The sequence below is a fragment of the Paraglaciecola hydrolytica genome (assembly GCF_001565895.1).
GTDB lineage: Bacteria > Pseudomonadota > Gammaproteobacteria > Enterobacterales > Alteromonadaceae > Paraglaciecola > Paraglaciecola hydrolytica.
Genome location: NZ_LSNE01000002.1, coordinates 283,684 through 309,132 on the forward strand (window position 1 = coordinate 283,684; position 25,449 = coordinate 309,132).

Genomic DNA, 25,449 nt, shown 5'->3' on the forward strand with positions numbered 1-25,449 from the left:
TAATATTGTTTAATTTTTGTGCCACTAGTTCAAGTTCTTCGACAGTGAGTTCCTTTACTGCACCTTGTAATTTTCTTCCATGAGTTAATATAGCTACAAATTCAGACATACAACCTCAGTTTTAATTGTTTATGGCCTATAAAAATATAACTCAATATTAAATTAGGCAATAAATAAAGCGAGAATTATCTCGCTTTATTTAATTAATCTAAAAATAACTTTAATTATTTACATATTGGGGTAATTCGGACCACCGGCTCCCTCCGGTACCACCCAATTTATATTTTGCGTAGGATCTTTAATGTCGCAGGTTTTACAATGTACACAATTTTGTGCATTGATTTGCAGAGCCTTTTCACCTTTCGCATTATCAATAATTTCGTATACACCAGCAGGGCAATAACGTTGGGCAGGTTCGTTATATTTGGCTAAGTTAATTACAATGGGAACAGCAGTATCGATAAGTTGTAAATGACAGGGTTGGTCTTCTTCGTGATTGGTATTGGATAAAAATACTGACGATAATTTATCAAAACTTAATATGCCGTCCGGTTTTGGATAAACAGGTTTAGTGCAATCTGTGGCTAATTTTAATTGTTCATGATCTTTGTGTTCATCACGTAAAGTTACAAATAAGTTACCGCCAAATATATTTTGTTCCAATGTATTAAAGGCACCCCCCCAAAACGTACCAAATTTATGGATCGCCGGGCCAAAATTACGTGAAGTGAATAATTCTTTATATAACCAAGATTGTTGGAAGTTTTTGGTAAAAACAGTTAAATCTTTACCTCCAATTGATTCAACTTGGCTTAGCTCAGAAAATAAAGTTTGTGCAGCGATCAAACCAGATTTCATTGCAGTATGATTACCTTTAATTTTGGCAAAATTTAAGGTGCCGGCATCACAACCTAACAATAAACCACCAGGAAAGGTCATTTTAGGCAGTGAATTAAAGCCGCCTTTTGCTATGGCTCTGGCACCATAAGTGACACGTTTACCGCCTTCCAGATATTGTTTAAATATCGGGTGATGCTTAAGACGTTGAAATTCATCATAGGGACTTAAATGTGGGTTACTGTAATTAAGGTCCATAATTAAACCGACCAAGACCTGATTGTTTTCAGCATGATACAAGTAGGCACCACCAGAAGACTCTGTTAATGGCCAGCCTGCACTATGTACAACCAAACCTTCTTGATGTTTAGCAGGATCAATGTCCCATATCTCTTTGAAACCAAGACCATAATGTTGTGGTGATTTACCCTTATCTAACGCAAATTGTCTGATTAACTGTTTGCCTAAATGGCCTCGGCCCCCCTCGGCAAAAACTGTGTATTTAGCTCTAAGCTCCATGCCCGGCATAAAGGAGTCTTTCGCGTCTCCTTTTACGTCAATACCCATATCGCCCGTGATAATACCAGCCACACTGCCATCTTCATTGTATAGGATGTCTGATGCGGCAAAACCTGGGAAAATCTCCACGCCTAATTCTTCGGCCTGAGCGGCTAACCAACGACAGATATTGCCCATACTGACTATATAGTTGCCATGGTTATGCATGGTCTTTGGCACAATTAAGTTGGGCAATTTAGTGGCTTTTTGTCCATCTTTTAACAAATAAATATGATCTTCTGTCACTTTGGTATTAAGTGGCGCACCACGTTCTTGCCAATCAGGGAATAGTTCATCTAGGGCTCGGGTTTCAAATACTGCACCCGATAAAATATGCGCGCCGACTTCAGAACCTTTCTCCACTACACAGACTAGCAATTCTTGTCCTGCCTGTTTAGCTAGCTGCATTAAATGACAGGCTGTTGAAAGTCCCGCGGGACCAGCACCGACTATAACTACATCAAACTCCATCGATTCTCGTTCCACTATGTGTTCCTCTTTTATATTTATCTATTCATTAAAAAAATACTGGTTTTGTTACAAATATTAGCGAAATAGGGGTTAAAACAGGCAATATTGATATTGCTATCATGTTTGTACAACTAAATTATAATTTAAAAATGTTATAAAGTTTTTAACATCTGTTTTTAATATTCTTAGCTTAAATTTCAAATTTATCAATTACATAGCTCGCTATCGTTAATGAAGTGTAGTGTTTTTTATAGCGATTTGTGGAGTAAATTACTTAGTCATCATACGCGACCTTGGCTATTGTCAAAATGTGTATACAGTATAAAGCTAACTACTGTGTTGTAAGTTGACGTTTACGTCAACTTTACGTAAATTGTCGGCCAAGCAAAAAACATCAGTGATGCTTATCCAATTAATCGACATCTATAGGTAGAGGTAATAATGAAAATTTTAGTGCCAATCAAGCGTGCTATTGATTACAACGTGAAAGTCAGGGTAAAAGCTGATAACACGGCTGTCGATTTAGCTAATACCAAAATGTCACTCAATCCCTTTTGTGAGATTGCTGTTGAGGAAGCCGTTAGGTTGAAAGAAAAGGGCATAGCTACAGATATCTTAGTGGTTTCTATTGGTGATAAGTCTTGCCAAGAACAAATCCGCACAGCTCTGGCTCTTGGAGCCGATCGCGGTTTGCAAATTGATACCAGCGAAGCTTTAGATTCGTTACAAATTGCTAAGTTGTTACAAAAGGTGGTTGAACAAGAAAGCCCTGATCTGGTGATACTTGGTAAACAATCCATCGATTCTGACAATAATCAAACAGGCCAGATGCTTGCTGCATTAACTGGCATGCCACAAGGTACCTTTGCATCAAAAGTTGATTTGGCTGATGGCAAAGTGCAAGTGACTCGTGAAATCGACGGTGGTCTGCAAACACTTAGCCTAAGTCTCCCAGCAGTTGTGACTACTGATTTACGCTTAAATGAACCACGTTATGCGTCTCTACCCAACATCATGAAAGCAAAACGTAAACCTCTTGAGGTTAAGGCCGCTAGCGATTATGGCGTGTCATTGGTTTCGAACGTAAAAGTATTAAAAGTGGAAGCTCCAGCCCAGCGTAAAGGTGGTATCAAGGTGGCTAATGTAGCCGAGTTGGTTGATAAATTGAAAAATGAAGCGAAGGTGATCTAATGGCTATTTTAGTTTATGTAGAACATGATAATCACGAACTGAAATCTGAATCACTTAAGCTCATCCATGCTGCGAGTCAGATTGGTGGCGATATTCATGCGTTAGTCGTAGGAGCAGATTGTCAGAATGTGGCTAAACAAGCTGCTGAAGTACAAGGTGTAACGAAAGTATTATGTGCAGATAATGCGCAATATTCCTATCAACTAGCAGAGAACGTCGCGGAATTGGTGGTCGAACTTGGTAAAAGCTATAGCCACATTTTAGCCCCAGCAACAACGACCGGCAAAAACTTTTTACCGCGAGTCGCTGCTTTGTTAGATGTCGCGCAAATATCTGATGTTATTAAGGTTATTAGTGCTGACACCTTTTTACGTCCTATTTACGCAGGTAATGCGCTAGCTACTGTGCAAACAAGTGATGCCATTAAAGTACTTACCGTTAGAACCGCAGCTTTTGATGCTGCAGCATTAGGTAACACAGCTCCTATTGAGGCTTGTGCTGAGGTTAAAAATGCAGATAAATCAACTTATGTCAGTGCTGAGCTTACTAAGTCAGAACGTCCTGAATTAACTGCTGCCAGTGTCATCATCTCAGGTGGTCGTGGCATGCAAAACGGTGAAAACTTCAAATTACTTGAGGGGATAGCCGACAAACTCGGTGCCGCTATGGGCGCTTCGCGTGCTGCAGTTGACGCGGGTTTTGTACCTAACGATATGCAAGTAGGTCAGACGGGTAAGATAGTCGCCCCCCAATTATACATAGCTGTCGGGATCTCCGGAGCCATCCAACATCTCGCAGGGATGAAAGATTCGAAAGTTATCGTTGCTATTAACAAAGACGAAGAGGCACCTATTTTTCAGGTGGCGGATTATGGACTTGTTGGTGATTTATTTACCGTCTTACCAGAGCTTGAAGCACTACTTTAATATGTATTAGTAGTTATATAACTTAAAAGCCACAGTAAGTTTACTGTGGCTTTTCTTTTATATTTTAAAGTTAAACCTGTACTACCGAATTGTTATCAAATGACATTGCCGAAGGCACATAAGCATCTGCAGACCAATCGTTTTCCCACTCGCTATCATTGAGTAAATACCTAAATTGGTATTCAGCATCTTTAGCTAACTCGACTGTGGCAGTAAAACTACCATCTTTAAGCTTTTTCATTGGGGCAGTGGTTTTATCCCAATCATTAAAGTCACCCACTAAACGCACACTTTCTGCTTCATGAGCTTCATCTTTACTGATCTTGAAGGTCACTTTGCATACTGCTTTGGATTTAAGGTATTGCTTTTTAAAGGCCATATAAGCTCTCCGGTTGCTAATTAAAAATGTAATGTTGTTAAAAATTCAGTAACGAGTTAACCCGTCTCACCGCTGTTTTATTAATACTTGTTAAACAAAGACTGTTTTTATTTTGTACAAAATAAAGGCAGACATGATTCATTTTGGTGCGCGTGGCAACTTTCTAATATTTTCCCATTTTTGCAAATTAAGTTATTAATATTTATAGTTATATTTTCAAAATAGGGTGTTTTATTGACACATAGTATACCTGTCTTTCGTGACAGTTTAGTAAATATAACCAGCCTGCGCATATTAACAGCAATTTTTATGCATATTTTTTGTGGTATCAAAAAATACAATTTTTTTGCTTAAAGTCGTCAAGAAACAATGTCTTTAGCGTTTAAATTTTTTAGCGTACTGGCTTGGCGATAAACCTGTGTGTTTTTTAAAAAGGCGAGTAAACGAACTTAAATCGTCATATCCAACATGGTTAACAATACGCTGGGCATTGTCGTGAGATTTTTCGAGGAGTTTTTTTGCTGCTTCAATACGTAAATTTTGTAGATATTCCAGCGGATTTTGCTCGGTAGCTTGTTTAAAACGGCGGTTGAGTGTGCGAGAGGTTAAATTGACTAAGTTTGGCAGTTGGCTGATTTGGATTGGTTTTACATAGTTGGCTTCGAGCCATTCCTGCACTAATAATACTTCAGGATCTTGATGATACTTTTTGGCTCTGATACTCGCATAAGCAGCTTGTTGTCCACGGGATAAATCTATTACATGGGCTTTGGCTGTGGTGCTTGCTACGTCGTGTCCACAATATCGTTCAATCAATAACAAAGCTAAATCAAACCACGCCATACCACCACCAGCGCAATAAATATTTTGCTGAGAAGTAATGAGTTTTTCGGCGCAGAGTTTTACCTCTGGATAACGTTTTCGGAATAGCTCGGCATAACCCCAATGAGTGGTGGCTTCTTTACCATTTAATAATCCGGCTTCGGCCAGGAAAAAGGCGCCACTGCAATTACTCGCAATATCAGCACCTAAATCAAAATGACGTTTTATATGGGGTAACAAAGCTTGGTTATCGGCCAGCACATTCAGTAACGATCCGCCAATAGTAGGGATCAATAACAAGTCGGTTTGTTTAACGTCTTCGATGGCAATATGACTACGTATTTCTAGTTGATTTATGCAGCGTAGGGGTTGTTTTTTAATCGTCGCAATTTGTACATTAAAATAAGGAGTGGGACTAATGCCTTGCATACGTTGCCAAGTCACCCCGGCTAGGGCAAAGAGATCTAAAGCCCCGGTAATGGCGCTCGCATAAGCTTGATTGAAACCAAGAATAGTGACATTAAACACGATTTGACTGCCTACATATAAAAAGAAAGTGCCTGCATAAACGTAGGTGTTGAGCCATTATAATCAAAATTTATCGCTGTCTTAAATGACCATTAATGTGTCATAAATGACAATTATTGTCAGTAACAATTTTTGTCAAGCTAGAGGTATCAAGCACGACAAAGCGATGAATTACATTTTATGCACAGCGAATTAATCAAAGATAAAGAATATCAGTTTCAGTTGTATGAGTTGTTGGATACACAAGCCCTGTGTGGCAGAGAACGTTTTAGCGAGCACAACAAAGAAACCTTTGATGCAGTCTTAGATACGGCTAATAAAATTGCGACTGAAAAATTTGCTCCGCACAATGCCAAAGCCGATGCTAATGAGCCTACTTTTGATGGTGAAAAAGTCACTATGATCGCCGAAGTGCAAGAGGCCTTTGACGCTTATGTCCAAGCAGGTTTGCTTGCCGGTCGTTACGATTTTGACGAGGGAGGAATGCAACTGCCCGAAACCATTATGATGGCGAGCGCCGGCTATTTTATGGCAGCTAATCCATCAACCACTGGATACCCATTTTTAACCGTGGCTGCGGCCAACGTTATTCGAAATTTTGCTTCTGACAAAATTAAAAGCAGCTTTATGCCACGTATGTTAAGCGGTGAATTTACCGGCACTATGGCCTTAACTGAGCCTCATGCAGGTTCTTCGCTGGCTGACATTCTTACCACTGCAATTAAGACCTCCGACGGTGAATATCGTATAAAAGGCAATAAAATGTATATTTCGGCAGGTGATCATGAACTATCTAAAAATATTGTGCATTTGGTATTGGCAAAAGTTCAGGGTGCGCCCGCTGGCGTGAAAGGTATTTCTTTATTTGTCGTGCCTAAATATCGCCTAGATAACCATGGACAGCCGAGCGAGCGAAACGATGTGGCATTGGCTGGGCTAATTCATAAGCTTGGTTATCGTGGCACCACCTCTACCGTGTTAAATTTTGGCGAGCAGGGTGACTGCCATGGTTACTTGGTGGGTGAAGAACATCAGGGGCTGCGTTATATGTTTTTGATGATGAACGAAGCGCGGTTGGGAGTGGGTTTTGGAGCCGCGATGATAGGTTATCGTGCTTATCAATATTCACTGGTGTACGCCAAAGACAGAACTCAAGGACGTATCCCACCTAATAATAAACCGACCGATAAAGCCGTAAGTATTATTCACCACGGTGATGTAAAACGTATGCTGCTGGCGCAAAAATCCTATGTTGAAGGCGCTATGGCTCTGTGTTTTTACGCCGCCCGCTTGGTAGATGATAGTCATACTTTAGAAGACGAGGCACAACGTCAACACGCTTTAGAGTTACTGGATTTACTTACGCCCATCGTTAAAGCCTGGCCATCCGAATATGGCCCTAAAGCCAATGATCTGGCGATTCAAATTCTTGGTGGCGCCGGTTATACCCGTGAATATCCGGTAGAACAATGCTGGCGCGATAATCGTTTGAATCCAATCCATGAGGGCACTAATGGTATTCAAGCACTCGACTTACTCACCCGTAAATTATGGCAAGCACAAGGCGCAGGTCTTAAGCTTTTACAACAGCGTATGCAACAAGACTTTAGCCAGATACAAGGGCCGGCTTGTCAGTCTTTGCTAAAACGACTACACCCTTATATTGCACAAATGGCTCAGTTGATCCCGGCTTTGGCACAGGGATTAGCCAATGATAAACAGCCAATTTTGCTAGCCAATGCCAGTTGTTTTATGAATGTATTTGGCCAAATTGTAATGAGTTGGATGTGGATCCGTCAGGCCAATGTGGCTGAGCAAGCTATACATCAAACTGACTTGAGTGGCGATGATCAGGCTTTTTATAGGGGCAAAATACAGGCAGCTAAATACTTTGTTCATTGGGAATTACCTACCATAGCAAGAGACTTGAGCTTATTAAGCGAATTAGATGATAGTTGTGCGGCAATGCACAGCGAATGGTTTTAATTTTTTATCACTTTACAAAACGCAGGACAGCAAATGAAAAACAAACAATTTTTACTTAAATCACGCCCCGTCGGCAAACCTACTCGCGATAACTGGGATTATGTTGAAAACGACGTTCCTGAGCTAACAGACAATCAGGTATTGATCAGAGTCGATTATATTTCACTTGATCCGGCGATGCGCGGCTGGATGAACGAAGGTAAGTCTTATATCGAACCTGTGCAGTTAGGTGCGGTCATGCGTGCTGGCACGGTAGGTCAGGTGCTTAAATCCACCGACAGTAAATTTGCCGAAGGTGATTATGTCTATGGTCACTGTGGGGTGCAGCAATACGCGGTAGTAGGTACACCAGGTTTGCATAAAATTGATCCAGCCTTAGCGCCTCTTGAACGTTATCTAGGTGTATTGGGCATGCCGGGTATGACAGCCTATTTTGGTCTGCTTGATACCGGTTTACCTAAAGCTGGCGAAACATTAGTTGTATCGGGCGCTGCTGGAGCTGTGGGTACTGTAGTGGGGCAAATCGCTAAAATAAAGGGTTGTAGAGTCATTGGTATTGCCGGTGGTGCGGATAAGTGTAAATACCTAGTTGATGACTTAGGTTTTGATGGGGCGATTGATTATAAAAATGATGATCTTAAAAAAGCCCTTAAAGAACACTGTCCAAAAGGCATTGATGTTTATTTTGATAATGTCGGTGGCGAAATTCTCGATACAGTATTAACCCAAATTCGTATGAAAGCCCGCATCGTTATTTGTGGTGCTATTAGCCAATACAATAATACGGCTCCAGTTAAAGGGCCTTCAAACTATCTCAGTTTGTTGGTCAATCGTGCGCGTATGGAAGGTATAGTGGTATTTGATAATGCCGCCAATTATGGCAAAGCCGCAGCCGAAATGGCTGGCTGGATCTCTCAGGGTAAATTAAAGGCCAAAGAGCATGTGGTAACAGGTTTTGATAATTTCCCCGAAGCCTTATTGATGTTATTTAACGGCGAAAACACCGGTAAGTTAGTCCTTAAAGTTGGAGCTTAAATAATTAAGCAAATAGGAAATAACATGCATAAAGAACTATTTGATTTAAGTGGTAAAGTCGCGCTCGTAACCGGCGCTAGCCGTGGTATTGGTGAGGCCATTGCTCGTTTACTCGCGGCTTATGGTGCTAGAGTCATAGTATCCAGCCGTAAAATAGATGCCTGTGAGGCAGTGGCTGCGAGTATTCGCGCACAAGGTGGAGATGCTAGCGCTATGGCCTGTCATGTAGGGGATATGGCACAAATAGACGCTATTTTCAGTGAAATAAAAGATAAGTTTGGTCGCATAGACATACTGGTTAATAACGCCGCTGCCAATCCGTATTTTGGACATATTCTAGATACCGATTTAGCCGCTTATGATAAAACGGTTGATGTGAATATCCGTGGTTACTTTTTTATGTCAATTGCTGCCGGCAAAATGATGAAAGAGCAGGGCGGTGGCGTGATCCTCAATACGGCCTCGGTAAACGGTATTTCACCGGGTGCCATGCAAGGTATCTATTCCATCACCAAAGCCGCGGTGATCAGTATGACCAAAGCTTTTGCCAAAGAATGTGGACCATTAAATATCAGAGTAAATGCTTTGCTTCCTGGCCTAACCGAAACCAAGTTTGCCTCGGCGCTTACTTCTAACGAAAAAATCCTCAAAACGGCCTTAAAACAAATCCCCTTGGGCCGCACCGCACAACCTGAAGAAATGGCCGGTACGGTATTGTATTTAGTCTCAGATGCATCAAGTTACACCACCGGAACCACTATTACGGTGGATGGCGGATACTTAAGTTAAAACTGTTTACCTTCATACTTTTGAATAAACACATACCTTTCTATAAAATAGAAAGGTATGTGGTATTTAATGCGCTTTTTATTCTTATTGGTTCACATAAAATTGCTCCCATCTTAATTGGAGTGAAAAGCATGAAAAATATCTTAGTGGTTAATAGCAGCTTAAGCAGCGCAAATGGTAACTCTAACAAGCTAACGAGTAAGTTAGTGACACGTTTAAAATCTGAGCATAGTGATTTGACAGTGGTTGAACGCAATCTCAACGACATGAATATCTCCCATTTAAGCATGGAAGAAATGATTGCTTGGAGAACGGATAAATCGACTAGAACCTCTGCCCAGGAAGCGCTGGCAGCTTTATCTGATACCTTGATTGCCGAGTTACAGCAAGCTGACGCAATAATTATTGGAATGCCCATGTACAACTTTGGTGTCCCCAGTACGTTTAAGGCGTGGATTGATCGAGTTGCCCGTGCCGGTATTACCTTTAAATATACTGAAACTGGGCCACAAGGTTTGTTGGCTAACAAAAAAGTTTACGTACTCGCTGCTCGTGGTGGTAAATATGCAGGTACTCCCAAAGACAGCCAAAGTCAGTATTTAAATGATGTACTTGGTTTTATTGGTTTGAACGATGTTGAGTTTGTTTATGTAGAAGGTTTGGCCATGGGCGGCGATGCCGCTGAATCAGCTTGGTCCTTTGCTGAACAACAACTAGAGCGTTTAAGTGCTTGATGTTTAGTATAATTTGACAATTAAGCCTTAGCTTTACATTAAGCTCGCCCACATTGCTAATATGGGCGGGCTTTTTGTATTTTAATTTACATGGTATCTACGGAACAATTCGCACCCTTGATTATTTTGTGTCTTTCGTCTGTATGAGCATTGAAATAAATCTAAGCTATACAGAGAGTTAAAGACTATGTTAGAAATACAGTTTGATTGATAGCAAACATCACCAAGGATAGCTGTATGAGCTACATAGAAGAGTCGTTGTCAAAAGACGAAAAAATTCACGAAATTTTTAACTTACACTGGTTTGCAAAAATACCTATGGTGAGTTGGATTATAGTGGCCATCCTCGCATTAGGACTTACCCTGGTAGGTGGCAGCGACACAGGCCTAGGAGGGCTTGGTCTCGTTGTATGTGGCATCACTCTGATTCTGGCACTTTGGGAATGGTTAAAACTCAGAAGTCTGGAGCAAGGTGTCACCAACAAACGAGTTGTTAGAAAAACCGGCATCATCTCGCGTAAAACCGATGAAATGAAAATAACTTCTATTGAAACAGTTGAAATCAATCAAGGAATTATCGGTCGTATCTTTGGTTTTGGTAATGTGAAAATTACCGGCCGCGGTATTAGTGACGTCGTCTTTGTTAAAATTGATGAGCCGCTGAAAGTGAAAAAATCCATAGAGAGTGTTGACTCGATTTAAGTCGATAAGCCCAAACTCCCCATCCTATTCGTTTAAATGAACTAGATGGGGAGGTGACATAGGCTCATGTACATAAAACCTAAGTTATTTCGCCAGTGTTTTTTCTAAAGTAGCAATAAAATCTTCATCGTTGGGTTTGGTTGTTGATGCATAAGATTCAACCACATTGCCGTCTTTATCCATGAGGTATTTATAAAAATTCCACTTGGGTGTGGTACCGGATTTTTTGGCTAACATACGATAAAGTGGATCAACATCATCACCACGTACCGCGATAGTTTCAAACATCGGGAATTTAACCCCATAGGTTAATTCACATAATTCTGCCGTTTTACTTTCGTCAGCAAACTCTTGTTTAAAATCATTAGACGGAAAACCCAGTACCACTAATCCTTGATCTTGGTAATCAGTGTAAAGTTTTTCCAGTCCTTCAAATTGTGGAGTAAAACCACACTTACTGGCGGTATTTACAAACAATACGGTTTTGCCTTGATAAGCTTCACACATGTTGACGGTTTCCTGAGAATTCAGTTTACGTTTCATAAACTTAAGTAAATCCGGGCAGTCAGCTGCATTAGCTAAACCCGAACATAACAATAAACTTGCGATAATACCTTGTTTCATAATTTTCCTAGCCTGGCTGGTTTATTAATTTATACAATCAAAAAGTGATTTTGGATCATTTACTTACGTTTCTTTTTACTTGTTGATTGACCGAAAGGGTTTAATAATACTTTCGACATCCGCAATAAAAATATAATTTGGAATAATAACTATGCGCCATTTTAAACGCTGTGCCTTGGTTGTGGGCATGACAAGCATGTTGCTTGCTTGTGCTGCGACAGAAAGCTCAACCACCTTACTCAACCCTACACCACAAACAAATAATCAATCTACGCTAGCCACACAAACTATTCAATCTAGCCAAGTGTTTGTCGCTGAGCAAGGTTTGACCATAGAGCAAATCATGGCTGATCCAGACTGGATAGGCAATGCGCCAGAACAAGCTTATTGGTCTGATGATAGCCAGCAGGTTTTTTACCAACGCAAACAACAAGGCACTCCTTTAAGTGATTTGTGGCTAAAAAGCCTAAGTGATAGCAGTAACGGACAGATCGTGACTTTGTCTGAGCAGCATAATGTCGCTTATAAAAACAGAGTACTTAGTTTTGATAAAAAATTCAGTGCATGGGTTTATGAAGGCAATATATTTTATAAAAATTTAGCCACCGGTAGCCTTAAACAACTTACTCAAGACAGCAACAAAGCCTACAATTTGCGCTTTTTACTCGACGGTAAGCTGAGCTTCCAGTCGGGTGATAGTATTATGGTATTGGATCCCGAAAATGGTTTTCGTGAGCAGCGTGTAAGTTGGAAGTTTGCTGATGAGCCGAAGGCTTTAGAAGCACCTAAAGATTATATAGCTGAGCAACAACAACGTTTGATTCAAGTTATAGCGAAAAAACGTGCTGACCAAGCCCTACGCTTTGAACAACAGCAACAATTACAAAAGCAAAATTCTAGTTTAACTGCGCAAGCGTTTTATCTACCCAAAGGCCATCAGACTGTTACCGCCAGGTTGTCTCCTAACGGACAATGGTTATTGTTGGTTGAAGAAGTTGAAAATAAAACCCGCAGTGATAATGACATTATGCCCAATTACATTAATGAAGACGGGCGAATTAAAACGGATAACGTTCGCCAACGTGTGGCAGATGGTAAGCCCGTTGAGCAAACCTTATGGTTATTAGACCTAGCAGGCCATAAGGCTCAACAACTGCCATACACTGCCTTACCTGGATATAACGAAGACGTACTCGCCGCGGTAAAACGCGAAAACGCAGTGGTCAAAGGCGAGACTTATCAGGAAAATCGACTACCTCGTACTATCGGTTTAATTGATGATTGGCGCTGGTCACAAAGTGCTATTCAATGGAATAGCCAAGGTGACAAGGTGGCGGTAATGGTCGCAGCGTTTGATAACAAAGATCGCTGGTTAACTACAGTTGATATTAAGGAACAAAAACTGCTTACTCAGCATCGTTTACATGACGATGCGTGGGTTAATTATCAATTTAATGGTTTTGGTTGGTTAAATAACAGCGATAGTTTGTATTATTTATCTGAAGAAACAGGTTACGGCCACCTTTACTTAAAATCATACACTGGCAAAGCAAAAGCCCTAACTAAGGGCAAATTTGAAGTAGATAGTTTGACATTATCTGCTGATGATCAGTTTATGTATTTTCAAGCCAATAAAAAACACCCGGGTATCTATGAAATTTACCGCGTTAATTTAGCCTCTGGCGATATTGAAGCCTTAACCGACTTAAACGGTATGACAGAGTATGTATTGAGTCCAGATGAGCAATCACTGTTGTTAACCCATTCTAAGGTAACGATGCCACCAGAGTTATATGTTAAAGCACTTGCTAAACCCGTTGCAGAGCAACTAACTCATACGGTTAGTGAGGCCTTTTTAGCCATTAATTGGTTAGCCCCAGACATAGTCCCTATAAAGTCTTCACACACCGACCAGCCAATCTATTCGCGGGTGTACGCTACCCCTATGACTGAAGGTGAAGCGAAACGCCGTGCTGTGGTATTTACTCACGGAGCAGGTTATTTACAAAACTCCCATTTAGGCTGGTCAGCCTATTTCCGTGAATTTATGTTTCATAACTTTTTGGTGCAACAAGGATATGTGGTCTTAGACATGGACTATCGTGCATCCGCCGGTTATGGCCGAGATTGGCGCACAGCCATATATCGCCATATGGGCAAACCTGAAATTGAAGACTTACGTGATGGTGTTAATTGGTTGGTCGCCAATACTGGTGTAGATGCAGCGAAAATAGGCACCTATGGCGGCTCTTACGGTGGTTTTATGACTTTTATGGCCTTATTTACCGCCCCTGATCTATTTCAAGCTGGTGCAGCTTTACGGCCAGTAAGTGATTGGGCACATTATAACTATGGTTATACTTCCAATATCTTGAATACCCCAGATGTCGATCCAATCGCTTATGAGCGTAGTTCACCGATTTATTTTGCGGAAGGTTTAGAAAAACCCTTATTGATCAACGCACCTATGGTTGATAACAATGTGTTTTTTGTGGATACCGTGCGTTTGGTTCAACGTTTGATTGAACTCGAAAAAGTGGACTTTGAAACGGCTATTTTTCCGGTTGAGTCCCATGGTTTTGTGCAACCTAGTTCATGGTTAGATGAATACCGTAGGATCTACAAATTGTTTGAGACTAATCTCTAACAATCCTCAGTATTTTAGAGGCCAATCCGGTTGATTTGTCGCCGGATTGGTTTTGACTTCTCTTGAATCCTTATCTTTTTATATTTTTTAAGTACAACAACAAAATAATGACTAAGGCACTTAAACTGCCGTATAAATGAGCATCAATGGCAACATTAGCGCCAATTAGTTCAGCAATATCATCACTAGCGCCATAAAATTGTTCATGGGCGACTTTCACCAGTACACCGATAAGCAACAACCAACCACTTAACAAACCATGTTTAATGTCAAAATAAGCACCCAATATAAACAAGCCATGTAAGGCACCAGACAAACCAACATACCAGCGTAATTGTGGAGCAAACCCATAAATACTTAAGGTAGTGCCCAAACACAATAGCGTCATAAACAGTAAATATTGTTTAGTTTTGAAATACTGACCATGTAATGCCCAAAGTAACAAGACGCCAGCGCTGTTTAATAACAGATGGTTTAAATTAGTGTGAAGTAGATTGCCACTGAATAGACGCCAAAATTGCTGTTGTACGATAAGGTCACGATCAAAAGCTAGCCATTCGCTGCTAATGGGCTCAAACAAAAACAGGCTCCAGCACAAAGTCAGTAAAATAATAGGGCCGATTATAAACGGGCGAGATAAGGGTAAATTTAACATGGTAAAGCCGTTTTACTTTTCATAGCTTATGTTAACACCCTATGATTAATTGGCGATAAGTCAAAATTGGCGTCTTGTGTGGTTGCAAAACAATTACGTGCTGGTTAGTGTGCAGCATATTATCTATTTACTAATGCAGAGGTCACGTGCCGATCCGATTTTACTTATCAATAACTTGCTTAGTCTTGAGTTTAGCGACTCCCGTTTTGGCTCAGCAACGAGAAGATCGTGAACCAGAAGCTGCGACAGGTCGCCATGAAAAACAGGCATTTAGCTCAAAAACCTTTATGGTGGTGGCGGCTAATCCTTACGCGTCTTGGGCTGGGAAAAACATCTTAGTTAAAGGTGGCAGTGCTATTGATGCGGCGGTTGCAATACAGGCCATGTTGACCTTAGTAGAACCCCAATCTTCGGGCATTGGCGGTGGGGCTTTTATCTTGTACTGGGACAATAAAGCTAAAAAATTAATCGCAGTTGATGGCCGTGAAACTGCACCTAAAGCGGCAACTCCCGATCTGTTTATGCAAGGTAAACAAGCCATGGCTTGGCAAGATGCCGTTATGGGAGGTAAATCCATCGGTGTGCCTGGGGTGCTAAAAGCACTGGACATGCTGCACAAAGAATACGGCAAACAACCTTGGAATAGCTTGTTTAATGATGCAATAGTTAAAGCGTCTGAGGGCTTCAAAGTATCAGACAGACTGGCTAAATTATTGGCTGCTAATATCCACCCTGGGCTAAAACAATTTCGTAGTTCGGCGATATATTTTTATCCAGAAGGTATACCTTTGGCTAAAGACAGCCTCAAAAAAAATAGCCTATTAGCCAGAACATTAACAACCATTGCCAATGAAGGGGCTGATAGTTTTTATAAGGGCGAATTAGCAACTAAAATGGCCAGTGCCGCACAATTTTCTACCATCAATCCTGGTGTATTAAGTGCAGAGGATTTTGCCGATTATCGTGCGATAAAACGTTCCGCCGTGTGCGGCCCTTACAAAACCTATCAGGTATGTGGCATGCCCCCACCCAGTTCTGGCGGGGTTAACGTATTACAAATTTTACGTATGTTAGAACCTTTTGAATTAGCCCGTTATCCCGCCAATGATCCAGATGCACTGCATTTGTTTACTCAAGCATCTCGTTTAGCTTTTGCTGATCGTGATATGTATATTGCTGATAGTGATTTTAGTCACCTACCTTTTGGCGCACTGATTAGCCAAAGCTACGTCAGTGATAGAGCTAAGCAGATTAACCTGGAAAAGGATATGGGTAGGGCAGGTGCAGGGCAACCATTTCCGACCTTCGATTTTGCTGACGACAATGCCTACGAGCTGCCTAATACCAGCCATTTTTCTATTGTAGATCAAGAAGGTAACGCGATCTCCATGACCACCAGTATTGAGTTTGCCTTTGGTTCAGGTGTGTTTGTTGAAGGTTTTTTACTGAATAATCAAATGACCGATTTTTCTTTAGTTCCTTATCGTCACAATCGTCCAGTATTGAATCGCATAGAGCCACGTAAACGCCCCCGCAGCGCCATGAGCCCAACCATGGTGTTTGATAAATCTGGCAATTTATCCTTGGTCTTAGGTTCGCCCGGCGGCAGTCGTATTATTGATTATGTGGCCCAAACCTTAATTGGGGTATTGGATTGGAATCTTGATATCCAACAAGCGATAAATTTACCCCATATCACCAATCGTAATGATTACACCGCACTGGAAAAAGATACTGCCGCAGAACGATTAGCTCCACAACTTAAGGCCAAAGGTCACGAGATAAAAATTATTGATTTAAACAGTGGTTTGCACGGTATTCAAATTCAAAACGGCGTCTTGATTGGTGGTGCAGATCCACGTCGAGAGGGGGTAGCTGTCGGTTTGTAAGAGAAGAAAGAATTGACCAAGCAAATAGCGTGGTCAAGTTATTTTATATACCCAAACAACCTGGAAATGCGAGTTTCAGCGTTTCTGAGGGGACTTAATTCAAGGCGAACTGATGCAGGAATGGCTTTACCCTTTCAAATCAGTTCAACACCGAAGTAAGTTCCCTCAGAAGCGCCATGCTGGTGGGTTTAAATCCGTTTTATACCGCGTTAAATGCTTTCGATTTAGGGCCACTAGACCTTCAATCATTCGCCTTGTCTAAAACGGATTTAATTCCCACTGAATCCAGCATTTCCAGGTTGTTTGGGTATAGTGGTTGGAGCTTAGTTACTTAAGACTGATTTTATCTACTTTCCATTTGTCATCGATGCGGACCAAATCCACAATTCGCATGTCTTTAATGACATTGCCATTGAGTTGGCCTTCAAAAAACACAAAAATTTTGGTTTCTTTGGAAAACTCATTACGCCCCGCGCTACCAGCATGGGGGGTGATTTCAACTTTATCAAAACGCAAATTGAGTATGTGGCGCTGTACGTTTTTATTGGTGTTATAGGATTTGATTAGTCTTTCAAGACTGGGGCTGGCTAATTTTAAGGCTTCTGTCAGATTTTCATCGTGATAGATATGATCAAAAAATTCTACCGCAGCGTACTCAGGAATATTGGGATCCATCATACCGTATTTACCGACCCGAGGCTTCTCATCACCACAGCCAAGCAGAGCAGTGACTAATAAAAGGAAAAGGCTTAGTTTTACGATCTTCATGTGACTACAATCCATACTTTGCTTGGTAATGCCGAATGTTATAACCAATAGAAAAACAAAAGGGAAGCCTTTGCTTCCCTTTTATAATGCTTAAGCTAAGGCAAGTGCTTATTGCACGGTTTCTGCTTCTGAAAATTCACCGGCAAATAATGGGCTACTTAAATAACGCTCGGTGCTACTAGCCAGAATAACTACAACGTTTTTATTGGCGTTTTCAGGCTTTTCGGCCCAACGTTTAGCCGCAACTACTGCTGCACCAGAAGAAATACCCACTAATAGGCCTTCCTCTTTCATGAGGCGGTGACACATGGCCATACACTCTTCATTGGTGACTTGCTCAACTGCATCAACAATATCTAGATCTAGGTTGCCTGGAATAAAACCAGCGCCAATACCTTGAATTTTGTGAGGACCAGGGGTTAAGGGGAGGCCGGCTTTGGCTTGCGTAATAACCGGCGAGTCTGCTGGTTCTACCGCTACCGATACAATGGCTTTACCTTTGGTTTTTTTCAGATAACGGCTCACACCAGTAATAGTACCGCCAGTACCTACACCAGCAACAAAAATATCAACATTACCATCAAGATCGTTCCAAATTTCAGGACCTGTGGTGAGCTCATGAATTTCTGGGTTAGCTGGGTTTTCAAATTGATGTAAAGGCACGTATTTATCAGGATCAGAGGCCACTAACTCATTTGCTGCCGCTAACGCACCTTTCATGCCTTTGGCTGCTTCGGTTAATACTAAGGTTGCTCCCAATGATTTAAGCAACTTACGGCGCTCTAAACTCATGGAACTTGGCATGGTTAAGGTTAATTTATAACCACGAGAGGCCGCGACAAAAGCCAATGCTATACCGGTATTACCACTGGTTGCTTCAACTAACTCTTTACCTGCAGTTAATTTACCTTTTTTTTCTGCATCCCAAATCATGTTTGCGCCAATTCGGCATTTAACACTAAAGCTTGGGTTACGTGCTTCTATTTTTGCATATACATTACCGCCTGTTACGCGATTAAGTTTTACCAGCGGGGTTTTACCTATGGATAATGAATTGTCGTCGTAAGTTTGCATTATTATTTCCTAGCTGTTTTTAGTTTTGCTCAATCCTATCAATTAGAAATTATTCATAGAATTGATACATATGAGACATAGATCTGTTTTACCATGACAAGATTAAGGCGAAGTTGATAAATTCAAAGTGCTATTTCGCTATATCTTATGGTTAATCTTTTGTTAATTTGGGATTGAGGTAAATGATGTCGTTTAAAGGAACTGAAAAATATATCGCCAGTCGAGAGCTACAACTGGCTGTAAACGCAGCGATTACACTGCAAAAACCACTACTTATTAAAGGTGAACCGGGCACCGGTAAAACTATGTTGGCAGAAGAGTTAGCCTCAGCTTTGCAAGCTGATTTAATTCAGTGGCATATTAAATCCACCACCAAAGCCCAGCAGGGCTTGTATGAATACGATGCGGTATCTCGTTTGCGTGACTCACAATTGGGCGATAGCAAGGTACATGACATCAGCAATTACATCATCAAGGGTAAACTGTGGCAGGCTTTTGAAGCTCAAAAACGCACTATTTTATTGATCGATGAAATAGATAAAGCTGATATTGAGTTCCCTAACGATTTGTTACTTGAGCTGGATAAAATGGAGTTTTTTGTCTACGAAACTCAACAAGTAGTTAAAGCCCAACAGCGCCCAATCGTTATCATCACCTCTAATAATGAAAAAGAACTGCCTGATGCGTTTTTACGCCGCTGCTTTTTTCATTATATCCAATTTCCAGATGCCGATGAGATGCGCCGTATAGTCGATGTGCATTTTCCTAACATTAAAAAAGACTTGTTAAATCAGGCCTTAGAAGCCTTTTTTGGCTTGCGTGATATTCCCGGATTGAAAAAGAAACCTTCTACTTCTGAACTCATCGATTGGCTCAAGCTGCTGGTAGCAGAAGATATTTCACCTGAAGCGCTACAAAACAAAGATGGCAAAAAGTCTATTCCGCCCTTGTATGGCGCCTTACTTAAAAATGAACAAGATATTCATTTGTTCGAAAAACTGGTTTTTATGGCCCGTCGCTAATGTTAATTGATTTTTTTGGCAAATTACGGGAATACCAACTGCCGGTCAGTTTACGTGAATTACTTGACCTGCTGAATGCCTTGCAACAGGGGGTGATCTTTGCCAGCCTCGATGATTTTTATTACTTGTCCAAAATGATCATGGTCAAAGATGAAAGCCAGTTTGATAAATTTGATCGGGCGTTTGCTGATTATTTCAAAGGGGTACAGAGTCTCGATTTGTTTGGTAAAGACATCCCAGCAGATTGGCTTAATAATGCCTTAGAGCGTAATTTTAGCGAGGAAGAAAAAGCGCGGATCAAAGCATTAGGTGGTTTAGATAAACTGCTCGAAACCCTAAAGGAACGTTTGGCCGAACAAGAAAAACGTCATCAGGGTGGTAGTAAATGGGTGGGCACTGGCGGTACCTCTCCCTTTGGCGCGAATGGTTATAATCCAGAAGGTATACGCATTGGCCAAGAGGGCAATCGTAATTTTTCCGCCGCCAAAGTATGGGAAAAACGCGAGTTTAAAAACCTCGCTGGTGATGTTGAACTCGGTACCCGCAATATCAAAATTGCCCTGCGTAAATTACGTTTGTTTGCCCGCACGGGCGCAAGTGAAGAACTTGACATAGGTACAACCATAGGTGCTACGGCCAAAAACGCTGGCATGTTAGATATCCACATGGTTAAAGAGCGCCATAATGCGGTTAAAGTGCTAATGTTTTTTGATGTGGGCGGCTCGATGGACGCTCATATCAGTGCTTGCGAAGAGTTGTTTTCAGCGGTGCAAAGTGAGTTTAAACATCTTAAGTACTTTTATTTTCACAATTGTGTATACGAAGGGGTATGGAAAGATAACCGCCGTAGAAGCCGTGAAACCTTGTCGGTATGGGATGTTATTCATAAATATGGTCGTGATTATAAATTGATTTTTGTCGGTGATGCGACCATGGGGCCTTATGAAATTACTTATCCCGGTGGCAGTGTCGAACATTGGAATGAAGAAGCAGGGGCTACTTGGATGCAACGTTTACTTAACCATTTTGAACATGCGATCTGGCTTAATCCACAAACAGAAAGTTATTGGTCTTATACCCATTCTATTACTATCATGCGGCAGTTGATGGGAGAACGTATGTTTCCGCTTACTTTAAATGGTTTAAGTGATGGCATTAAACGTTTATCAAAACGCCAATAAATAACAGGTAGAACATGGAAAAAATTAGTAATAACAGTTCATTAGATGAAAAAAAAGATACTCACCATCTTAGTCAAAAAGAAACTCGTCAAATTGTTACTCCTTATGCATTTCATGTGTCGCCAGAGTTGTTTGGTACCGCGTTGGCAAGGCCTAAAAAACGCGCCATGGCCATAGGTATAGACCTGCTATTGGTGGCTATATTGTCCCAGTCGGCTAGTTTTGTTTTAGCTGGTGTCGCCGCGGTAACATTTTTTAGAGCAGGTAATCGCCTTAATCTTAAAAAACGCTTTAATAGCGCGCGTTTAGGTTTGCGTTTTATGGCGGCCTTTTTGTTGTTTGTTTTTGCTTGGGGATTATTTGGTGAGTTTGAGGATAAAGATAACTTTGCAACTACAGACAGTGCCATTGTATCGGGAGTAAATGGCATCGCATTGGCGGCGATCAGTGCTAAATATTTGCTGGCTGCTAACACACTGGTTGAGGATGTTAATGCAGCAAAATGTCAACCAACCTATGAATGCTGGCAAACACTAGGTGACGAATTTGTCGCTGCCTTAGTTGAGATTTCAGCGACTAAAAATGATTCAAATGATTTACTTGAGGCGTTTTTAGAGATTAGTGATGAGCAACTTTCCTCCACCGAAAAAGAGCAATTGAGTGTTCATTTACAGCAGCAAATTCCACGAAACAATCTAAACCTACCAGAATTTAAGAATCCTTTTGAAAATCCACTAAAAAATGCAGAGGAGCAAGTCACAACCACTAACAAATTGACTGAGCAAATTCCAGCAGAAAAAGAGGAGCCTAAGGTGGGCATAATTGCTTGGGTTGAGAGTTTGATCGAGGATTTGGGGCTAGGCTTTGGTTGGGCGGCATTCTATTTTAGTATTTTTACTGGCTGGTGGAAGGGGCAAACACCGGGCAAAAAACTGATGGGTATTAAAGTGATTAAACTTGATGGTTCAACTCCAACCTTATGGGAAAGCTTTGGCCGTTATGGTGGTTACGGCGCTGGTTTTGCTACAGGTCTGTTAGGTTTTTTACAGGTTTATTGGGATCCAAACCGCCAGGCCATTCAGGATAAAATATCAGAGACGTTAGTCATTGATTTACGCATTGCCAAAGTGCCATTTTTCCCAGAGCAAAACGAAAAAACACAAGTAGCACTAATCGATGGCTAATCGTATTGATCAATTATTAAGCCAGTGGCAGGGCACTAAAGATCAGCAGTGGGTATTGGCCACCATCATTAGTACTGACGGCTCATCTTATCGAAAGGCCGGTGCCATGATGATGATCAATGAAAACGGTCAATATTTTGGTTTATTAAGTGGTGGCTGTTTAGAGTCTGACATTATGCGTCAGGCACGACGTTGCTGGGATGATGGACTCAATCGCATTATTAAATACGATATGCGTGAAGAAGAAGACCTCGCCTGGCAGTTAGGCATAGGTTGTGGTGGCATGGTCGAAATACTGTTACAGCCGGTTAACGCTGCTAATCATTATTTGCAGTTAGATGGTTTATATCAGCAACTGCAACATAATCTAGCTGCTGGCTATAAACAAAACATCAATAATACTGTGCCCAGCAACCAACTCATTAACGAGCTAAATGAATTAACTCAGCTCACAAAAGGTAAACATGGTGAGGGCGATCTTTCTTATTTTTATCAAGTCATTAAACCGGCACCATTGTTAGCCGTATTTGGTGGAGGTGTAGATGCGCGCCCTGTAGTGGCTATTGCTGCGCAACTTGGTTGGCAAGTTATCTTGTGTGACTCACGCATGAGTTACGCCCGAGAGGGATATTTTAATGGTGCACATTCAATCTGTAGACTGCCCTTTGCTGAGCTTAGCTTAGCCCCTTGGTTACAAACCCTAGATGCGGCATTAGTCTTAACCCACAATGTAAAACTAGATGGCGAAGCCCTTAAACTGTTAACACTCAGCAAGGTGAAATATGTGGGTCTATTGGGGCCCTTGCACCGTACCGAGAGGGTAATGCAAAACGCCGAGTTAGACCCAACAGCGTTTAATTTTGTCTTGGCCAATCCAGTTGGATTAAGGCTTGGCGGAGAATTACCCGAGTCTATTGCTTTGTCTATGCTCTCAGAAGTACATGCTTTTCTGGAAAAAACTGACGCCTTATCAATCAGTGACGCGCTAAATTATGATACTTGAAGCGGTAATGCTTGCTGCTGGCAAAAGTCAGCGTTTTGCTGGAGTTAAACAATTAGCGTTAATAAATGGCCGTACAATGTTGGAACATTGTCTCAGCCAGTATTTTATTGGAGAGATGTTAATACCACAGATCACAACCATGACGGTGGTACTTGGCGCTAATAAAAGCCAGCTAGAGCAGTGTGATCTATCTCAAGTAAGCGTTTTTACGGCAGCCAACTGGCAGCAAGGAATGGGCGCTAGTCTAGCTGATTTTGTTAAACAGCTCCCTGTAACAACAAGCCATTTACTGATTGGTTTGGCTGATCAAGTAGCGCTAAAAACGCCAGACTTTGTGGCCTTAATTGAGTCTTCACAGCAAAACCCCGAAATGATAATTTGCGCGCAATATGGGCACGTGCAAGGTGTCCCTGCTATCATACCTCGCCGTTTTTTTGCTGAACTAAGTCAGCTTAATAGTGACAAAGGGGCGAGGGCCTTAATCAATCAATATCCAGAGCATGTACACAGCCTTGCCATGCCTAATGCCGCCATTGATATTGATACCCAACAAGATTTAAATTCACTGAGTAACTTTAAATTCTGAATATGCCGCCCAATATAGGGTGAATGAAGGAAAATAAACGTTTTACTCAATGTCTACTTTATAGCCTGTTTGCGGTGTCATTCTTATGGTGCATCAAGTCTGCGCAAATTCTATTTCACTGGGATCTGAGCTGGATGGGCGTGCATCCCCATGAACCCTTTGGGCTGATCGGCATTATCACCGCGCCCTTAGTACATGGCTCTCTTGAGCATTTATTCAATAATACCTTGCCGCTGATCATTATGAGTACAGTGTTAGCTTTTGGTTATCCCAAAGCCTTTTGGCGAGTACTGGGTTTAATTTGGTTAGTGTCTGGGCTTGGGGTGTGGTTATTTGCTCGCGAGGCCAATCACATTGGAGCCAGTGGCATAGCCCATGGTTTGTTTTTCTTTATTTTAGTTGCCAGTATTTTCCGCCGTGACAAAAGCTCAGTGGCCATCATGATGATCGTATTTTTATTATACGGAGGCATGACCATGACAATTTTACCCCGCGAAGAACACATCAGTTTTGAATATCACTTTTTTGGCGCGGTAGCCGGTTTTATTGCGGCTTTAATATGGCGTAATCGCGACCCTAAACCCGTCATCAAACCCTATGCTTGGGAATTAAAACCCGATGATGATCCTATTATTGGTGATGATTGGCAGGTGAGTGAAGAGTTTGAAAACCTGGTAGAACAAGATAAACAATCTCAGCCCATCGACATTAAATATCACTAAAAACAGCAACTCGTAGCGAGTAAATAGATACTAGTTAAAAGCCAAACACCTTTCATCTTCGAGAAGTTGTTAAGAGCCAAATTTGCTAATTTGGCTCTTATCTTGGTAATCCTAAACCCTGCAGCACTTCCAGCAAAACATCGAACGCAGTTGTGTTAGATATGAGGCTTGCGCAGGGTAAGTTTGACTGCTGCTTTTAAACAAGCCGACTTCGTCAGGCATATTGTTAGTTTTGCTGTAGTACTTAAAGGTGCCAAATAGTTGATCCCAGACAATTAATGCATGGCCATAATTGCAATTGGCTTGGGCGGCGCGCGCAGAATGATGCCAGCGGTGTAGCTCGTTAGTGCTAAACAAGTAATTTAACACACCGTTTTTCAAGTCAATATTGGCGTGTTGCAACATGATGATGGGCAACGACAATGCTAAATAAGCTAGTAATAAATCCCCAGGTACACCCAACAACATCAGTGGAAAGGTGCTAAACATAAACATCAATATATAATTCAGCGGATGAAAGCGAAAATTGTTTAGTGTATATAAGCGAGTACTGCTGTGGTGCATGGCGTGTAACCACCATAGCCAGCCGAGAGTGTGATGCAATCTGTGCAACCAGTAACGGGCCAACTCAATAAACAACGTAATCAGCAGCAATTGCAGCCAAAATGCCGTGTCACCAAACAATCTGCTGTAGGTAGAGGCTAGATCTAACACTGTGTATAGCGCCACTGCGGCAACAGGGCTTATATATTTGAGCAAGGGATCGATTAGGGCAAACAATACGGTAGTGCTGGTTACATCGGTGCGGATGTCATTGTGTTTATGATTCCATTGGGCTCGAAATGGCAGCCAGCGCTCTAATAGCATGGCTAATACTAAAATGCTGCTTGCAGCGCCAGTCACTACCAGCTCTAGGTTAAGGCCCCATGCTCGCGCCGTAAAAAAGGCGAGCAAACAGGTGATAATAGCGAAGGTTAACAAACCTCTAGCGACAAGCGTTTTTAATAAACCTTTTGATTCATTTTTGGTGATGGTTTTACCTTGAATAGTGGACATTGGCAGCTTCCTTAATAGCAAATAAGCTAGAGGATAAACCTTGCCCTTAGGGGATGAGTCAATAGGAAATGTACCAACAA

The 25,449-nt window shown here is 41.5% G+C and carries 24 protein-coding genes; 15 read left to right on the forward strand and 9 right to left on the reverse strand.

Annotated features, from left to right (window positions below):
- Together AX660_RS23515 and AX660_RS02100 are read right to left on the reverse strand one after the other, a co-directional pair.
- Window positions 1–109 (reverse strand): H-NS family histone-like protein (locus AX660_RS23515; RefSeq protein ID WP_456095287.1); only part of this gene is annotated, 109 nt, incomplete at its 3' end.
- 119 nt (window positions 110–228) lie between these two features.
- Entirely contained in the window at window positions 229–1,881 is a 1,653-nt protein-coding gene (locus AX660_RS02100; RefSeq protein WP_068371755.1) for an electron transfer flavoprotein-ubiquinone oxidoreductase, read from the reverse strand.
- Window positions 1,882–2,307: 426 nt separating this feature from the next.
- Here AX660_RS02100 and AX660_RS02105 point away from each other — a divergent pair, with 426 nt between their 5' ends.
- Window positions 2,308–3,057, forward strand: coding sequence for an electron transfer flavoprotein subunit beta/FixA family protein (locus AX660_RS02105; protein WP_068371758.1), 750 nt, complete (start codon window positions 2,308–2,310; stop codon window positions 3,055–3,057).
- The gene (locus AX660_RS02110) at window positions 3,057–3,983 is read left to right on the forward strand and encodes an electron transfer flavoprotein subunit alpha/FixB family protein (RefSeq protein ID WP_068371761.1); all 927 of its coding nucleotides are present in this window, start codon (window positions 3,057–3,059) and stop codon (window positions 3,981–3,983) included. The genes AX660_RS02105 and AX660_RS02110 overlap by 1 nt, the downstream gene beginning before the upstream one ends.
- 70 nt (window positions 3,984–4,053) lie before the next feature.
- On the opposite strand, the gene AX660_RS02115 is transcribed toward AX660_RS02110, so the two are convergent.
- Together AX660_RS02115 and AX660_RS02120 are read right to left on the reverse strand one after the other, a co-directional pair.
- Window positions 4,054–4,362 (reverse strand): isoamylase early set domain-containing protein, encoded by a 309-nt coding sequence (locus tag AX660_RS02115; protein WP_068371765.1) that lies wholly within the window; start codon window positions 4,360–4,362, stop codon window positions 4,054–4,056.
- Between the two features lie 375 nt (window positions 4,363–4,737).
- Entirely contained in the window at window positions 4,738–5,712 is a 975-nt protein-coding gene (locus AX660_RS02120) for a GlxA family transcriptional regulator (RefSeq protein ID WP_068371768.1), read from the reverse strand.
- Between the two features lie 180 nt (window positions 5,713–5,892).
- Between AX660_RS02120 and AX660_RS02125 the strand changes: the two genes are divergently transcribed.
- The 5 genes from AX660_RS02125 (at window position 5,893) to AX660_RS02145 (ending at window position 10,958) form a co-directional block, all read left to right on the forward strand.
- Window positions 5,893–7,698 (forward strand): acyl-CoA dehydrogenase, encoded by a 1,806-nt coding sequence (locus tag AX660_RS02125; protein ID WP_068371771.1) that lies wholly within the window; start codon window positions 5,893–5,895, stop codon window positions 7,696–7,698.
- Window positions 7,699–7,731: 33 nt separating this feature from the next.
- Window positions 7,732–8,733, forward strand: coding sequence for an NADP-dependent oxidoreductase (locus AX660_RS02130; protein WP_068371774.1), 1,002 nt, complete (start codon window positions 7,732–7,734; stop codon window positions 8,731–8,733).
- A gap of 24 nt (window positions 8,734–8,757) precedes the next feature.
- The gene (locus tag AX660_RS02135) at window positions 8,758–9,522 is read left to right on the forward strand and encodes an SDR family oxidoreductase (RefSeq protein WP_068371777.1); all 765 of its coding nucleotides are present in this window, start codon (window positions 8,758–8,760) and stop codon (window positions 9,520–9,522) included.
- Between the two features lie 131 nt (window positions 9,523–9,653).
- Complete coding sequence (locus tag AX660_RS02140; protein WP_068372080.1) at window positions 9,654–10,256, forward strand: FMN-dependent NADH-azoreductase; 603 nt, start codon at window positions 9,654–9,656, stop codon at window positions 10,254–10,256.
- A gap of 237 nt (window positions 10,257–10,493) precedes the next feature.
- Complete coding sequence (locus tag AX660_RS02145; RefSeq protein WP_068371783.1) at window positions 10,494–10,958, forward strand: PH domain-containing protein; 465 nt, start codon at window positions 10,494–10,496, stop codon at window positions 10,956–10,958.
- 84 nt (window positions 10,959–11,042) lie between these two features.
- Here AX660_RS02145 and AX660_RS02150 read toward each other — a convergent pair whose 3' ends face one another.
- Window positions 11,043–11,582, reverse strand: a complete 540-nt coding sequence (locus AX660_RS02150) for a glutathione peroxidase (RefSeq protein WP_068371786.1) — start codon at window positions 11,580–11,582, stop codon at window positions 11,043–11,045.
- A gap of 151 nt (window positions 11,583–11,733) precedes the next feature.
- Here AX660_RS02150 and AX660_RS02155 point away from each other — a divergent pair, with 151 nt between their 5' ends.
- Window positions 11,734–14,229, forward strand: a complete 2,496-nt coding sequence (locus AX660_RS02155) for a S9 family peptidase (protein ID WP_068371790.1) — start codon at window positions 11,734–11,736, stop codon at window positions 14,227–14,229.
- Window positions 14,230–14,299: 70 nt separating this feature from the next.
- On the opposite strand, the gene rrtA is transcribed toward AX660_RS02155, so the two are convergent.
- Window positions 14,300–14,884, reverse strand: coding sequence for a rhombosortase (gene rrtA / locus AX660_RS02160; RefSeq protein WP_068371793.1), 585 nt, complete (start codon window positions 14,882–14,884; stop codon window positions 14,300–14,302).
- Window positions 14,885–15,069: 185 nt separating this feature from the next.
- Here rrtA and ggt point away from each other — a divergent pair, with 185 nt between their 5' ends.
- The gene (gene ggt, locus AX660_RS02165; RefSeq protein WP_235594634.1) at window positions 15,070–16,773 is read left to right on the forward strand and encodes a gamma-glutamyltransferase; all 1,704 of its coding nucleotides are present in this window, start codon (window positions 15,070–15,072) and stop codon (window positions 16,771–16,773) included.
- A gap of 327 nt (window positions 16,774–17,100) precedes the next feature.
- On the opposite strand, the gene AX660_RS02170 is transcribed toward ggt, so the two are convergent.
- Complete coding sequence (locus AX660_RS02170) at window positions 17,101–17,541, reverse strand: hypothetical protein (protein ID WP_068371798.1); 441 nt, start codon at window positions 17,539–17,541, stop codon at window positions 17,101–17,103.
- A 108-nt stretch (window positions 17,542–17,649) separates the two neighbouring features.
- Entirely contained in the window at window positions 17,650–18,615 is a 966-nt protein-coding gene (gene cysK, locus AX660_RS02175; protein WP_068371801.1) for a cysteine synthase A, read from the reverse strand.
- A 185-nt stretch (window positions 18,616–18,800) separates the two neighbouring features.
- Between cysK and AX660_RS02180 the strand changes: the two genes are divergently transcribed.
- The 6 genes from AX660_RS02180 to AX660_RS02205 are packed head-to-tail and all read left to right on the forward strand — an operon-like array spanning window position 18,801 to window position 24,313.
- Window positions 18,801–19,637, forward strand: a complete 837-nt coding sequence (locus AX660_RS02180) for an AAA family ATPase (RefSeq protein ID WP_068371804.1) — start codon at window positions 18,801–18,803, stop codon at window positions 19,635–19,637.
- Window positions 19,637–20,818 carry a vWA domain-containing protein gene (locus AX660_RS02185; RefSeq protein WP_068371808.1) on the forward strand — a complete coding sequence of 394 codons (1,182 nt, stop codon included), beginning with the start codon at window positions 19,637–19,639 and terminating at the stop codon, window positions 20,816–20,818. Before AX660_RS02180 ends, AX660_RS02185 begins: the two co-directional genes overlap by 1 nt.
- Before the next feature lie 14 nt (window positions 20,819–20,832).
- A complete protein-coding gene (locus tag AX660_RS02190; RefSeq protein ID WP_068371812.1) occupies window positions 20,833–22,002 on the forward strand; it encodes an RDD family protein in 1,170 nt (389 codons plus the stop codon).
- Window positions 21,995–23,005: an XdhC family protein gene (locus AX660_RS02195; RefSeq protein WP_068371815.1), complete on the forward strand. Its 1,011-nt coding sequence runs from the start codon at window positions 21,995–21,997 to the stop codon at window positions 23,003–23,005. The genes AX660_RS02190 and AX660_RS02195 overlap by 8 nt, the downstream gene beginning before the upstream one ends.
- Window positions 22,995–23,591, forward strand: coding sequence for a nucleotidyltransferase family protein (locus AX660_RS02200; RefSeq protein ID WP_068371818.1), 597 nt, complete (start codon window positions 22,995–22,997; stop codon window positions 23,589–23,591). Before AX660_RS02195 ends, AX660_RS02200 begins: the two co-directional genes overlap by 11 nt.
- 23 nt (window positions 23,592–23,614) lie before the next feature.
- The gene (locus AX660_RS02205; protein ID WP_068371821.1) at window positions 23,615–24,313 is read left to right on the forward strand and encodes a rhomboid family intramembrane serine protease; all 699 of its coding nucleotides are present in this window, start codon (window positions 23,615–23,617) and stop codon (window positions 24,311–24,313) included.
- Between the two features lie 111 nt (window positions 24,314–24,424).
- Here the strand turns inward: AX660_RS02205 and AX660_RS02210 are convergent, their stop codons facing one another.
- Window positions 24,425–25,369, reverse strand: coding sequence for a sterol desaturase family protein (locus tag AX660_RS02210; protein ID WP_068371824.1), 945 nt, complete (start codon window positions 25,367–25,369; stop codon window positions 24,425–24,427).
- Between the last annotated feature and the right edge of the window lie 80 nt (window positions 25,370–25,449).